Origin of the sequence: Bremerella sp. P1 (genome assembly GCF_028748185.1) — a bacterium.
Classification (GTDB): Bacteria; Planctomycetota; Planctomycetia; order Pirellulales; family Pirellulaceae; genus Bremerella.
Genome location: NZ_CP118164.1, coordinates 5208274 through 5222589 on the forward strand (window position 1 = coordinate 5208274; position 14316 = coordinate 5222589).

11 protein-coding genes are annotated in these 14316 nt (G+C 58.0%); 4 read left to right on the forward strand and 7 right to left on the reverse strand.

The window, feature by feature from the left end:
• Positions 1-242: 242 nt before the first annotated feature.
• From PSR63_RS21720 to metE, 5 genes are all read right to left on the reverse strand, one after another.
• Entirely contained in the window at positions 243-1976 is a 1734-nt protein-coding gene (locus tag PSR63_RS21720; protein WP_274327770.1) for a SulP family inorganic anion transporter, read from the reverse strand.
• 28 nt (positions 1977-2004) lie between these two features.
• A complete protein-coding gene (locus PSR63_RS21725; RefSeq protein WP_274327771.1) occupies positions 2005-2619 on the reverse strand; it encodes a carbonic anhydrase in 615 nt (204 codons plus the stop codon).
• Between the two features lie 225 nt (positions 2620-2844).
• A complete protein-coding gene (locus tag PSR63_RS21730; protein ID WP_274327772.1) occupies positions 2845-3165 on the reverse strand; it encodes a hypothetical protein in 321 nt (106 codons plus the stop codon).
• A 292-nt stretch (positions 3166-3457) separates the two neighbouring features.
• The gene (locus PSR63_RS21735) at positions 3458-3808 is read right to left on the reverse strand and encodes a Dabb family protein (RefSeq protein ID WP_274327773.1); all 351 of its coding nucleotides are present in this window, start codon (positions 3806-3808) and stop codon (positions 3458-3460) included.
• Positions 3809-4069: 261 nt separating this feature from the next.
• Entirely contained in the window at positions 4070-6358 is a 2289-nt protein-coding gene (gene metE, locus PSR63_RS21740; protein ID WP_274327774.1) for a 5-methyltetrahydropteroyltriglutamate--homocysteine S-methyltransferase, read from the reverse strand.
• A gap of 167 nt (positions 6359-6525) precedes the next feature.
• On the opposite strand from metE, the gene PSR63_RS21745 reads away from it, so the two are divergent.
• On the forward strand, positions 6526-7977 hold the full coding sequence (locus tag PSR63_RS21745; protein ID WP_274327775.1) for an aminotransferase-like domain-containing protein: 1452 nt from the start codon (positions 6526-6528) through the stop codon (positions 7975-7977).
• Here the strand turns inward: PSR63_RS21745 and PSR63_RS21750 are convergent, their stop codons facing one another.
• Positions 7978-8898 (reverse strand): YihY/virulence factor BrkB family protein, encoded by a 921-nt coding sequence (locus PSR63_RS21750; RefSeq protein ID WP_274327776.1) that lies wholly within the window; start codon positions 8896-8898, stop codon positions 7978-7980.
• 208 nt (positions 8899-9106) lie between these two features.
• Between PSR63_RS21750 and PSR63_RS21755 the strand changes: the two genes are divergently transcribed.
• Both PSR63_RS21755 and PSR63_RS21760 read left to right on the forward strand, forming a co-directional pair.
• Positions 9107-11131: an ATP-dependent helicase gene (locus tag PSR63_RS21755; protein WP_274327777.1), complete on the forward strand. Its 2025-nt coding sequence runs from the start codon at positions 9107-9109 to the stop codon at positions 11129-11131.
• Positions 11132-11157: 26 nt separating this feature from the next.
• On the forward strand, positions 11158-11616 hold the full coding sequence (locus PSR63_RS21760; protein WP_274327778.1) for a hypothetical protein: 459 nt from the start codon (positions 11158-11160) through the stop codon (positions 11614-11616).
• Between the two features lie 221 nt (positions 11617-11837).
• Here PSR63_RS21760 and PSR63_RS21765 read toward each other — a convergent pair whose 3' ends face one another.
• Complete coding sequence (locus PSR63_RS21765; protein WP_274327779.1) at positions 11838-12563, reverse strand: hypothetical protein; 726 nt, start codon at positions 12561-12563, stop codon at positions 11838-11840.
• A gap of 486 nt (positions 12564-13049) precedes the next feature.
• On the opposite strand from PSR63_RS21765, the gene PSR63_RS21770 reads away from it, so the two are divergent.
• Positions 13050-14270 carry a metallophosphoesterase family protein gene (locus PSR63_RS21770; protein ID WP_274327780.1) on the forward strand — a complete coding sequence of 407 codons (1221 nt, stop codon included), beginning with the start codon at positions 13050-13052 and terminating at the stop codon, positions 14268-14270.
• Positions 14271-14316 lie beyond the last annotated feature (46 nt).

Here is a 14316-nt window from a genome sequence, read left to right on the forward strand (position 1 = left end):
GCTTTCGGAACAGGCCGCACATTGCGCAAATTCCGAACGCACAATCGGTACGACTGTCACCAGTGGTGCTAGCGGCGTAGAGGAAATGATTGGCGCGGGCGGAATAGACCTCACGAACTGACAAAAAAAGAACTCGATACACCGGATGGAGTGTACCGAGCTCTCGTTGGTAAAGGGCAGTCTACCAACATCTTTACATAGTCTTCATATTTATTGAGCAACGGACGTCTGATTTGTGCCGGTTATGACGTCCACTCTCCGGCCATGCCTCCCCCAACCGGGCTGGGCTGCATTTTGGCTTTCCCGTTGCGTTGAACTTCGCCACTGCCGTTGCCATTGGGTCGGATGTCGACTTCCTTCTGGAACTTGCCGTGAAGCTGGCTCCAGTCGACAACCAGGCGGCCACCGGTCTTCTCGTGCTGTTTGGCCCAGTCCATCAGCGACTCGAAGCAGGCATGATCCACATACGTCAGGTTGCTCAAGTCGACATGCAGTTCGACATCGTCGGGAATCTCTTCCAGACGCTGAGCCAGAATCGGAAGCCGCAGGAAGGTGGCCGCTCCGTGGAGGCTGAGCGAGGCCTTCTTCTCTTCTTCGTTGATGTACAGGTCGGCCTCGAACCGCGTGAACGTGACCAGCAGTTTCACCGCCGAGAGAACGATACCGGCAATCACACCAACCAAAAGGTCGAAGCTGACAATCAACACGACCGTCGTCGCGTAAATGGCGAACTCTGACCAACTGGTCTTATAGAGTTCCTTGATTTGTTTGATGTTCAACAGTTTGAAGCCTGTATAAACCAACAAGGCACCTAGGGCGGCACGTGGCACCAGGGTCAGAATCTGAGGCAAGAACACGATGAACAACAGCAGCCAGGCACCATGCATGATGGTTGCCCCGCGGGTTTGTCCCCCGGCGTTGACATTGGCCGAGCTTCGCACGATCACGCCAGTCATCGGCAAAGCACCAACCAGGCCGCAGGCTACGTTACCGATACCTTGGGCGGTCAGTTCCTTATCATGATTTGTCTTGTGGCCGGGCTTCATCTTGTCGACGGCCGTGGCACAAAGCAGCGTTTCGGCACTGGCCACCAACGCAATCACCAGGGCCGAGATGTAGACCGCAGGATCGACGATGATGTTCATCCACTCAGGCGTCGTGTTCAGGAACGAGACTTCGTCAAACAGGCTCTCGGGGATCACCAGGTTTTGAATCTCGAAACCAAGGGCCAGGGCAACCACCGTAGCCAGGCTGATTCCCAGCAAGGCCGCCGGAATCAGCTTGAGTTTCTTCGGAGCGAACGATTGCCAGAGGATCATCGTGATGATCGTGACAAGCCCGATTGCGGCCGCCAGGTGATGGTGCGGCGTGCCGTCGGACAGGTCGAAGCATTTCCAGAAGGCTTCCGGAATCGTCGCCATGTACTGAAGGCCGCCGTGGGCCTTATGACCGTGCCACATCGCCTGGTGGTCGAGCATCACATGAAACTGGCTGACGATAATCAGAACACCAATCCCGGCCAGCATGCCGTTGATCACCGCGGGCGAAACGGCTTGGAACCAACGCCCGATCCCCAGTTTCCCCGCCGCGATCTGAATCACCCCAGCGACAAGCACCGAAAGACCCAAAGCGGACAAGGCGTACGTCATCGCTGCCCCGTCGGCACCATCTTCTGGCCCAGAGAAGAAGCCCAAAAACTTGGTCTTCTGCTGAGCAATGATGTCCGCCACGATGACGAATAGCCCTGCCGCCGGGCCACTGACTTGCAGTGGTGAGCCGCTAAAGATACCCACGATCAGGCCGCCAATGATGCCGGTGATCAGAGCCCGTGCCGGATTAACCCCCACGGCAACGGCGATACCGATACACAGGGGAAGCGCGACCAGGAAGACGACAATCGACGAAATGAAGTCTTTCCTGAACGTTCCCGCGAAGTAGCCGCCGGACGGGTTGGGGGTTGTGTCTTGCTTAGCCATGGATCTGCTTCCGTGAAGAGGAGGTCGTTCAGGCAATCCGAACGTTGGGTTCGGTGAACTGAAAAGTATCGGGAGCAACGACGGTCACCTCGCCGGTCTCGAAATCGTAAAGCCACCCGTGAAGTCGAAGCTTGCCGGCTCCGACCGCTTCGGCGACTGCGGGGAAGGTCATCAGGTTGCGAAGTTGCAGCCGAATGTTCGCTTCGATCAACTGGGTCAGGCGATCGTTATTCGGATCGCCTGACGCATCTTCAAGCGCCGACTTCGAGAGCGAGACCCACTTGCCGACTTCCGGCAAGGTGGTGAGTGCTTCAGGACTCATCAGTCCCTGCATGGCCCCGCACTTGGCGTGACCGCAGACGATAATCTGAGGAACCTTCAATGCCTTGACGGCATACTCGATCGTGGCCGCCATCCCCAAGTCGGCTTCACCCTTACGGCCGACAATGTTTCCGGCGTTGCGAATGACGAAGATTTCGCCTGGTTCGCTATTGGTAAACAGCTCAGGATTCACCCGAGAATCACTACAAGTAATGAACAGGGCTTCTGGACTTTGTCCCCCGGCCAGTTCTGCGAAACGGCTTTTCTTTTGGGGGAAGGTATCTTTCTGGAACTGCGTCACACCTGCTAACAAATCGCGCATGGAACCGATCTTCTTTGTTAAGTAGAAAGTCACCAGGGGAAGAGACCCGAGCAGCCGCGCTGAGAAACACCAAGGAAAAAGCGGCGCTAGGGAATCACGATTTCAGATGCGAAGAACCGCCAGGGTTCACGTATCTGAGACCAAGAGGTAGCGGCTGCTGAAAGAATTTGCGCATCGGGATTCAGCTAAAGGGAACCATCAAAGCGCATAGCAGCCTGCTCAGAGCTAACAGGTGATGTGTCCGCCGAAACCGTTGTGAGTAGCCAATATGACCGACGAAGCGCCACGGTCGGCAGAGGTGAATCGACTTCGTTGCGGAATCGAGAATGGTCCCACGCAGCGGCTAGAGCCACGAGCAATGCGGTGGGTTTGACGCGAGGCGGCCGTTCGTTCGTGAACTTCCTCTTCCTCGGTCTCAGTCGTGTTGCCTTGCGAAGACCCGGAAATTGGCGCGCTTCCAGCAATCATCGCACCTGTCAGCCGCGGGCGCGTAGCCGGCAACAGCAGAGCGAGAATCAACAGAAGATATAGCCAACGAGGTTTCATGCAGGCCGCCTAGAGGAAATCAGTGAGCATCTTTCCCACTTACGTAAGGGAGTTGCTCACCGTTCATATCGGCAACAATTCCGTGGAACACGGAGTTATTGTCCCTAAAAAAGGATAGGTAATCTACGTGCTGTCGTCCAACCCAGAATGTAACACTTCTTGCAGATTTAAACGTGCGAGGAGGTTAAGGCGGGTTTCGGCAACCTTAACGGCCCAAAAATAAGAAAGGGGACCTGCCTGGACAGTCCCCTTTGTTGATCAGGTTTTGGTGGCAGGAAGCTGCCAGCAGGCCTTACTGGGCCCAGTAGTCGATGACGAACGCTTCTTCCAGATGCGGTCGCAGGATCGACACAAACTTCTGATGCTCTGGGTGCGGCAGGTATTCCGCACGGTCGTCTTCGCTGGCAAACGTTACCAGGAAGCAGTGGGTGAAGCCTTTGTCGAGCATTTCAGGGCTGTTGTTGGTGCCCCATTCGTAATCCTGGATCACGGGAATCTTCTTGGGCAGAGCGGCGAACGCCTTTTCCACCTTCTCGATATCCTCGGCCTTGGCCGACTCTTTGAACTTGAAGATTACGACGTGACGTAGCTTGCGGGCCGAATCACCGGCGGCTTTATCTTCAGCTTGAACCATCGCAGACATCGAAAACACGCCCACAACAAGGAGGGCAAAACAGAGAGACAAAGAGCGGCGCGAAAATGAACGCAGTTCCATACCGGGAAACTTCATAGGAGGCGGGACCTTCTCGGATTCAGGTAGCAGGTGGGAAAAATAGCTGGCGGGCAGACCTCTAATTTGACACGAAAGCGTCCGTTTTTCAACGGCTTTCTCCAATAATTAATGCACGCCGCGGCGAGAATTTTTCCCGCCGCGGCGTGCGAAAAGTCAAGCAAAAAGCTTTAATTAGGCAAGTAACGATCGTACTTGGTGGGCGGCTTCCACCATGGATTGCAGCGCCGCTTCGACTTCCACCCAGCCGCGGGTCTTCAAGCCGCAGTCAGGATTCACCCACAGTCGCTGGGCTGGAATCACATCGACCGCTTTCTTTAAAAGGCCGACCATTTCGCTGGTTGCCGGGACTCTTGGCGAGTGAATGTCGTAGACGCCAGGGCCAATTTCGTTGGGGTATTGGAAGTTGCCGAACCCGTCCAAAAGTTCCATCTTCGAGCGGCTCGTCTCGATCGAGATCACGTCTGCGTCCAGCGCCGCGATCGAAGGAAGAATCTCGTTGAACTCGCAGTAGCACATGTGCGTGTGGACCTGCGTCTGGTTGGCAACCCCGCTTGAAGCCAGGCGAAACGCATCGACCGCCCAGCGAAGGTACGCCGGCTGATCGGCCTGGCGAAGGGGCAAGCCTTCTCGCAGCGCCGGTTCGTCGATCTGGATGACGCCGATGCCTGCCGACTCAAGGTCGGTCGCTTCGTCGCGAATTGCCAAGGCAATCTGCTCGCAGGTCTCTTGCCGCGGCTGGTCGTCGCGAATGAACGACCAGAACAAAATCGTCACCGGACCAGTAAGCATCCCTTTCACCGGCCGCTCGGTCAGCGACTGGGCGTACTTGGTCATTTCGACCGTCATTGCAGTCGGGCGAATCACATCCCCAAAGATGATCGGCGGCTTCACGCAGCGCGAACCGTAGCTTTGCACCCAGCCATTCTTCGAGACGACGAACCCTTCGAGCTGTTCGCCGAAGTATTCCACCATGTCATTCCGCTCGAACTCACCGTGCACCAGCACATCGATCCCCAACGACTCTTGCCGGGCAATGCACTTCTCGGTCTCGGTTTGCAGGAACTCTTGATAGGCGTCGGCTTGAAGTTCGCCTTTACGAAACGCGGCCCGAGCCTGGCGGACTTCGCTGGTCTGCGGAAACGAACCGATCGTGGTCGTGGGCAAAAGGGGGAGCTTCAGGCGATCTTGCTGCTGCGCCTTGCGCGCGGCGTAGTCGGCTTGGCGGCGTAAGCTTTCCGGTGAAATCGCTTTCTGTCGATCGCGTACTAGCGGATTATGCGTGCGGCGCGACGTTCGACGAGCTTCGATGGCCGCGGCGTTTTCCTTTAGCTGCCGGGCGACCGACTCGGGACCTTCGTTGATAGCCTGGGTGAGGATCGCGATCTCATCCAGCTTCTGCCGCGCGAAGGCCAACCATGATTTCACCTCGGCGTCGATCGCCGTCTCGTGCTCGAGATCGACCGGGCTGTGCAGTAGCGAGCAGCTGCCCGCGATCAGTAGCCTGTCCTTGCCAATCGCGGCGGCGGCCTGCTGAGCTGTTTCGAGGGCCTTGGCTAGATCGGTTCTCCAAACATTGCGTCCGTCGACCAGTCCGAGCGACAGAAACTGCTCGGGGCGAATGTTCTTTAGCGCGGCCGGTAGTTGCTCCGGTCCATAGACCAGGTCGAGATGCACTGCATCGACCGGCAGCGAGAACGCCAGCGGAAGGTTTTCACGTAGCGACTCGAAGTAACTGGTCAGAACGAGTTTCACCTCGCCGCGTGACTCGGAAAGGGACGCCAGGCTGTGTTTCAAGGCCGCTTGGGCTTCGTCGCTCAGGTCGAGTGCCAGGATCGGTTCGTCCCACTGAACCCACTTCACGCCAGCTTCGCTGAGCTTCTCGAGCAGCTGGCTGTAAACGGGCAGGAGCTTATCGAGCAGGACCAGCGGCGAAGCATCGCTTCGCTTGAGCTTACCTAGTAGCAGCAAGCTGACCGGTCCCAGCACCACAGGGCGGACGTCCTGGGCAATCTTTTGAGCGGCGGCAATCTCAGCCAGGAAAGCATCGGCGTTGAGCTCGAAGGCCTGATCGGCAGACCATTCCGGCACGATGTAGTGGTAGTTGGTATTGAACCACTTGGTCATCTCCAGGGCTGGCAGGTCGGCTCCCTTTTGCGTCCCGCGGGCCATCGCAAAGTAGCGATCCAGCTCACTGACCAACTGCGGCGTTTGATAGGCCGCCGGCACCGCGCCGACACGAAGAGACCAGTCGAGTACGTGATCGTAGAGCGAGAAGTCGCCGACCGGCAGCTGTTCGATGCCGGCTTCGAGTTGGCTTTTCCAATTGGTCTGACGGATTTCGTCGGCCCCGGTCAGCAGGTCATCGGCACCGATGGTCCCTTTCCAGTACTTTTCTAACAGCCACTTCAGCTCTCGTTTGGCTCCGATCCGCGGAAAACCAAGATTTGTTGCAATCGCCATGGGGTTACAGTCCTTTATCGTGGGTAAAATGTGATAACACTTGCGAGTCGAAGCAGTTTATCGCTACGATGGTGGTGGATACAGTTTTGGATTCGGGTTTTGTCTTTGGTTACAGATCGGGCTTGGCGTCAGGTCCGATCAGATTTCCAAGGGAACATGGGTGACAGATGAAGTCGGCCTCCAAATCAGACGTTTCGACCGGCGAAGACGAGAACACGCTCTACTATCAATTGGCGGACAAGCTTCGTCGGCTGATCCAGTCCGGGGCGTTTGAGCCAGGCGAGAAGTTGCCGTCGATCCGTCGACTGAGCGAAGAGCATCGCGTGAGCTTGAATACCGCCAAAAGCGCGTTGGCCTTGCTCGAGGACTGGCGAACGATCGAGGTCCGTCCTCAGTCAGGCCACTATGTCCGCCGCCCTCCAGAGCAGCTGCCGAAGCTTTCGTCGACGCAGCCCAACGGCGAAGCGTGCGTTATTCAAACGAACATCCCCACGCGGATGAACGCCGCGATCGGCTCGGGTGCCGAGCCAACGCTGGGGGCGGCCGTTCAGTCGACACAGTTGATGCCGCTGACCGTACTCAACAAGTCGTATCAAAAGGTGATGCGCGACTTGCCGGATGCGTGCTTCGGATACGACGGCGTGCCGGGGCACGAGACCCTGCGCAAGTCGATCGCCAAGCGTGGCACCGAAGCTGGCTACGTCGTCAGCCCGGATGACATCGTCATTACCAGCGGGGCGAAGGAAGCCGTCTATCTCTCGATCAAATGCGTGGCCCCTCCTGGCAGCATCGTGGCGATCGAGTCGCCGGCGTACTACGCGTTGTTGGAGGTGCTGCAATCGCTGGGGCTGAAAGCGGTGGAGGTGGCCTGCGACCCTGAGACCGGTATTCAGCTCGATCACCTCGACCATGTGCTGGGCAAGTACGACATTTCGGCCTGTACGATCGTTTCCAATTTCTCAAACCCCACCGGCAGCTTGATGCCGGAAGAGAATAAGAAACGTCTGGTCGACATTCTGAACCGTTACCAGGTTCCGTTGGTGGAAGACGACGTCTACGGGGACCTTTCGTTCCGGTCGCCTCGCCCGCGAGCCGTCAAAGCGTACGACACCGAAGGACGCATCCTTTATTGCGGCAGCTTCAGCAAAACGCTTTCGCCTGGGCTGCGGCTGGGGTGGTGCATTCCGGGGCGGTATCTGCAGCAGTTTCAATTGATGAAGCTGGTGGTCAACCAGTGCACGTCGGTCGCGCCACAGTTGGTCGCCGCCGAGATCCTCGAGACGGGTGCCTACGATCGCCACTTGCGGAAAGTCCGTGCCCAGTTTGCGGAGCAAATGGACGACGCTTTGCGTGCCGTGCGGAATTGTTTTCCCGAAGGTGTCCGGGCTTCGCGTCCTTCTGGCGGGCACGTCCTGTGGATTGAAATGCCGCGGCATGTCGACGCGATGAAGATGTACCACACGCTGAGCGAGGAAGGGATTCAGTTCGCCCCGGGGCCGATCTTTTCGCCTAGCGGTGCGTTCAAAAACTTCATTCGCATTAACACGGGCTTCCCCTGGTCGCCGTTTTTGCATCGCCAGGTCGAACGCATGGGGCAGTACATCCGCAACGGAAAATAGCTAGTCTGCCGACTTCGCTCGATACTTCTCAAACGGCGACGTGGCCGGCGAGAAGAGCATATGTCCGACCTCGGCCGCGAACAGCAGCACGTGCGCGGACATAAAAATCCACATCACGGTGATCACCAACACGCTGCTGGTGGCGTACGCCTTGGCGACGACGTTCGCCGAGGCGATGGTGATGATGCCGTATTTGGCGACTTGAAACAGGACCGTGCCGATCACCGCTCCGGAAAGGACTTCCCGCCACGGCGGCCGCCGCATGGGAAGGAACCTAAGCATGCCGTAAAACGCGACCAGTACCGTGAACCAGGAGATGAACTGCATGGTGATCCAGTCCTGGTTGTCGGCGGAAATAAAGTGAAACCAGTTTGTCTCCGCCCACAACATGTGCGACCAGGTACTCAGCAGCGAAGCCAAGGCCAACAGCAAACCGACCGCGATCGAAAACAACGTCGCCCGCAGCCGCCCCAGCACTACGGCAATCAGGCTACCGCGTAGGTTCTCGGCGGCGAACCCATTGATGCGATTAAGCGCCTTGCGAAGCTGCATGAACGTGTTCGAGGCACTCCAGATCACGATCAATGTGAGGATAATCGTCGGTAGCAGGGTCGACTGTTTAAAGGCCGAAAGCTTGACCTGTTCGACAATATCGGTGCCGTACGGCTCGCCCATGGTGCTGTTCAGGAAATTAATCGCGGCGGCTCGGGCATCGGCGTCGTTTTCGAGGATTCGCCCCGCGATGGCGACCGAGAACACGACAATCGGTGCCAGCGAGAACAAAACGTAAAAGGCAATCGCCGCCGCTGACGTGGAATGGTCGTTGGCGACCCATCGCGTCACAATTTGCGAGAAAAATTTTTTCCACTTAGAAAACATGGCGGTCGAAGGATCCAAAACCTTAGGCGCTTCTGTGTGCATTCAAACCGCCATTCTAGCAGGGGTTACGCTTGATCGTAGTTCGCGAAATGCCGCAACCTTGGAAAGTTAGGCAAGACCCCATTGAAAATCGGCAGGGCAACTTCGTACCATCAAGGGGCTCTGGAGGCCATTTAGCCTTCGTCCTCAACGCGAGACCAAGCTCGCGACAGGGCAGCGAAATTTTCGACAGCGAACGGACGAGAATCGGGTGAACGGACTCAATCCGCCACAATTGGAAGCGGTAAATACCTTGTCGGGGCCCATGTTGGTGCTGGCCGGGGCTGGCTCGGGCAAGACCCGGGTGGTGACGTTCCGCATCGCGAATCTCATTAAACATGGGATCAAACCGCAGCGCATCCTGGCGGTGACGTTCACCAACAAGGCCGCCGCGGAAATGAAGGAACGGGCCCTCAAACTGCTGGGTAAAAACACTCAGTCCGAGGACGAGCCGGTCGTTTCGACGTTCCACTCTCATTGTGTTCGTGTTCTGCGGCGACATATTAACCATTTGGGCTACCCCAACTCGTACACTATTTACGATCGTAGCGACCAGGAAATGGTGGCTCGCGGCGTGCTGCGTGAGATCCGCGTCCCTAACGAGACCCTCCGCCCTGGCGATTTGCTCAACTTCATCAGTCGTTGGAAGTCGGCCGGCATTCGCCCGAAAGAGGCCTTTGCCCACGCCGACACCGACAAGGCTCACCTCGCCGCCGTCGCGTTTCGCCGCTATCAGAACGCTCTCAAGTCGTGCGGGGCGCTCGACTTCGACGACCTTTTGCTGTGCACCGAAGAGCTGTTCACCAACTTCCCCAAAGTCCGCGAGCAGGAAGCGGCCCTCTTCGATCACGTGATGATCGACGAATACCAGGACACCAACGCTTCGCAGTACCGCATCGTCCGCGGGCTGACCGAAGGGCACCGCAACTTGTGCGTGGTGGGGGACGACGATCAGTCGATTTACTCGTGGCGGGGTGCCGAGGTAAAGCACATTCTCCGCTTTAAAGAGGACTGGCCCGAAGCCAAGGTCGTGCTGCTGGCCGACAACTACCGCTGCACCAACGCCATTCTGACCGTGGCCAACCGCCTGGTCGCGTTTAACAGCACTCGCTACGACAAGGTCCTCAACGCGGCCCGGCATGGTGGCGACCAGCCCAAGGTCCTCTACTTCAAAGACGAAGAAAAAGAGGCCGAGGAAGTCGTCGGCGACATTGCCCGGCGTATCCAAGACCCAGCCGTTGAGCCGCGTGACTTTGCGATTTTGTTCCGCACCAACGAGCAGCCTCGCGCGTTCGAGCAGCAGTTCCGCGCGATGAACATCCCGTACACGCTGATCGGCGGGATGTCGTTCTTCGATCGCAAGGAAGTCCGCGACATTCTCTCGTACTTGAAACTGATCAACTCGCACCAGGACGAAGTGGCCCTGCTGCGGATCATCAACACGCCTCCGCGGGGCATTGGTCAGAAGACGGTGAAGGATCTGCTGGATCACGCCACCAACGAAGGCAAACCGCTGTGGGAAGTCCTGCCCCAGGCAGCCGCCCTGCGAGGTGGTTCTTCGACCACGACGACCGAGGCGATCAGCAAGTTCGTCCGCTTGATCAAGCATTATTCCGCTCGCTTGGGTAAGGATACTTTGACCGATATCGTCCGCGACTTGATCGGGGCGATCGGCTATCAGCAGGAACTTGCGAGGCTGTACCCCGACCCGAACGATCGCGAGTCACGCGAAGCGGCGATCGAGCAGGTCGTCAATGCCGTGAGTGCCTACGAGGATAAGAAGAAAAGCAAAGCGACCCTGGCTGGCTTCCTCGACGACACGGCCCTGGCCGGTGACGGCTTCGATAACGAGAAAGAAAAGCAGCTCAAGAAGAACGGTGTCATCCTGATGACGCTGCACGCGGCCAAGGGGCTTGAGTTTCCTTATGTCTACATGGTCGGCATGGAGGAAGGCATCCTGCCTCACAGCCGCAGCTTGAAGGACGGGGACGAGGCGATCGAGGAGGAACGCCGGCTGTGTTATGTTGGCATTACTCGTGCCCAGGAACGCCTGACCTTTTCGTTCGCTCTGGCTCGCAAGAAATGGGGTAAACCTCGCCCCACCGAAACGAGCCGATTTCTGTATGAACTCACAGGCCAGGCCGACAACCCCAACGCCGTCGCCCCGGAAGCCCGCAAGCCAGCGGCACCCAAGTCGGGACCGAAACGACCATCGGCCGGGGCCCGTCGAAGGTAGTTCGCCCACATCTTATCGAGGCCGCTATGGAACCCTACGACGCACCAAAAAGCGAACAACCGGCGGCCACGCCCTCGCATCAATCCGAGGGAGGAACGCTCGAGCGGTTACTGGTGTCGGCGTTCTATTGGTTCATTCATGGCGTCGTGACTATGGTGCTGCTGCTGGTGTTTGTCTTGGTGGTCCCCAGGTTTTTGCATCTCTTTGAAGAATTCGGAGTCGACCTGCCGGCCATGACCGTGGCCGTGGTGACCTTGTCCCGCGGGTCGGTCAAATTTTGGTTCCTGTTCGTGTTCGCATTCCTCTTCATCGATACCTCGATCGCAATCGCCGTTTCGTTCTTGCCCCGGCGGCTGCAGTGGGTGACTCGACTTTGGTTCTGGGGTTACCTGCTGTTGGCGATCCTGCTGCTGTTGATCACAGGCATCAGCCTGGCAATTCCATATATGAATCTGATGACCAATCTGTCGACGATCATTTGGTGATGTTCGAGGTTTCCGCCGGCGCATGACCGCGCACCCGCGCTCCTGTTCCCTCGCCCCTACGGGGAGAGGGTTAGGGTGAGGGGCAGTTCGCTTGTTGGAGGCGCATGCGCGAGCGGTGTTCCGAGATTGATCGGAACGTCGGTCTGGCGTTGTGAGGTCAAGGTCGCTCAGGAAACCCTCACCCTAGCCCTCTCCCTGCGAGGGAGAGGGGACAGGATTCTTTAAGGCGGCCCGCGTTCATGGGCTTCACTCGTTTCCTTTGTCTTCTCGACCGCGATGCTCATGCTCGCTTCGTGAACTCGTCCGGGTGCCACGCCCAAGTCTGCTTGGGCGTGTCTTTGAAGCGCGTGGCGAACGCGTTCCCGTCGCGCCGGTGTGATCATCTTCTTGGACTCGCCATAGAGACGAACCTTTACCTGCTTCGTACGTTGTGGACGTGCTCCGCGCGAAGACGTTTCCTTCAGGCCATCCAGTTCCCGCTGCAACTGGTCGATCTCTTCCTGCTTCTCGCAGATCTCTCGGTGCAGTTGCCGATCGAGGGCCTGCAGGCGATAGAACGTGTACGCGAACAGTCGGGCAGCCTCGTAGGTGAGCGGCTCTCGAAGCGGCCGTCTGAGCCGATAGAGCTCGCGTTCACGAGCCCGCGTGGCTTCGTCGCGCTCGCGCGGTTCGCGCTGGTCTAGTGACGCAGGCCGAAGCCTGGTGGTTCGCCGGGTCGGCATTGGCGGAGGCGGGTCGGCGGGGAACTCGTGTGCCGCGATCTCCGGATCGATGGCGACGGCCTGGCAGCTGGCACCGTAGGAAGCAGGTTTCTCCGGCAGGACCATCAACACTTCCCCGCAGCAGGGGCACAGCAGTCGGTTGCCATCGCGCACGGCAACCTGCGGAGCGTGGCCTTTCGAGCCAGCTCCGTGTGTTTCCGGTTGGGATGCGTGGTGATGGGACATGATGCTTCTGTGTGTTGATGAATCGTGTGCCACTGCCGCCCTCGGCAGTGCGAAGTGAGAACATGGTGAGCCATTCCCATTGGCTGTAAGAGCACTGGCCAGAGGCCAGCGGCACATTGAGGTTGGGATTGGCAACAGGGGAAGCGAGAGTGCTTCGATGGATGTACGTGTAATTTACAGGCAGGGCACATCAGTAGGATAGTGCGCCTGGAAGATTTCTGTAGTCACGAAGCGGGTACCAGGGTGCCGACCCGCGACACGCGGGCCCTACTTCTTATCCGCGGCCGGCCTGGCCTTGCCTATCCTTCCTGGCTTGCCAGCATGCAGCCCAGGTGGGTGGTGTGGGCTCGTCGGCAACGCAGCTTTGCTACTTTAATAAATCTGGATAGGCGAAACTTTGACGTTTCGTTAAACTACTCCCAGTGTGCAAGCATGCATGATGCTATCGCATGATATTTTGAAGGTCGTCAGCCATGGAGAGAGGCCGTGACGCCTGGTTCCCCGTTCAGGTTCATTCAAACCGGTGATATTCATCTCAATCAGCCGCTCGGCGGGCTCGCTGAAGTCCCCAAGCATCTGCGCGAGATCTTCCTTAGTGCGCCGCGTCAGGCCATGCAGCAAGTGGTCGAGAACGCGCTTCTGCACGAAGTCGACTTCGTCCTGATCACCGGAAACGTATTAGATGTGCGTCAAAGCAGCCCGGTCATTGTCGGGTTTCTGCTGGATCAGCTGGAAACACTCAGCGACGCAGGCATCAAAGTCTATTGGCTCGGCGGCGAGAGCGATCCGCCCGCTCGCTGGCCTGCTTCGATTCATCTGCCGTCGAACGTCCACACGGTTGGCCCCGGCAAGCCGGTCGAAATCTTGCATCAGCGCGGCGACGTCGCGATCTGCACGATCATGGCCCAAGGTTATACCGGTCGTGAGCCTGGTTGGAGCCAGTTCCGCCCCGACGCCGCCGGCCTGTTCACCATTGGGGCTCTCAACGGCGACTTCGAGTCCGACGCGATTGCCCGCAGCGGCATTCCTTATTGGGCGCTGGGTGGCAAAGACCTTCGTGACAAGCTGAACTGCTCGCCGGCAATCGCCGTCTACGCTGGCTCTCCCCAGGGACGGTTGATTACGCACAACGGTCAACGCAGCTGCACGCTGGTAGAAGTCGACGAAGAAGGGGACGTCACGATGGAAGCGATTCCAACGGACGTCTGCCGCTGGCAAAGTGAAATCATCGAGCTGGAAAACTGCAAGAAGGTGAGCGACCTGACGCAGATCATCAAGAACCGGCTCAACACGCTCAACACCACCAAGGGAAATCGCCAGTTGATGATCGACTGGCGGGTGATCGTCGCCAACGAAGCGACCCGCGACCTGCTGAAGGAAGAAACCTGGCAGGAGATCACCGACGAGCTGAACAAGCAGTTCGGCGAAGAACCGATGGGTTCGTGGACCTACGAACTGACGGTCGAAACGGCCTCGGTGATTCCCGAAGCGTGGTATCAGGAACAATCGATTTGCGGCGACTACCTGCGTTTGACGCGGGAGCTGGCTGCGGATCCTAGTCTGCCGATCGAGCTAACGCAGTTTCTTTCCGAGGGGCACGAGGAAAGCCAGTTAGCCGAAGCAGTCTCTATTGAATCGAGAGAAAATCGCCGCCGTGTGCTGCAAGATGCACGCCGCCTTGGCGTCCGATTACTGCGAGCCGAGTGACCAACATAACCGCCGGCTGCCAGTGATGGGCCATCTTCAGGAGTGA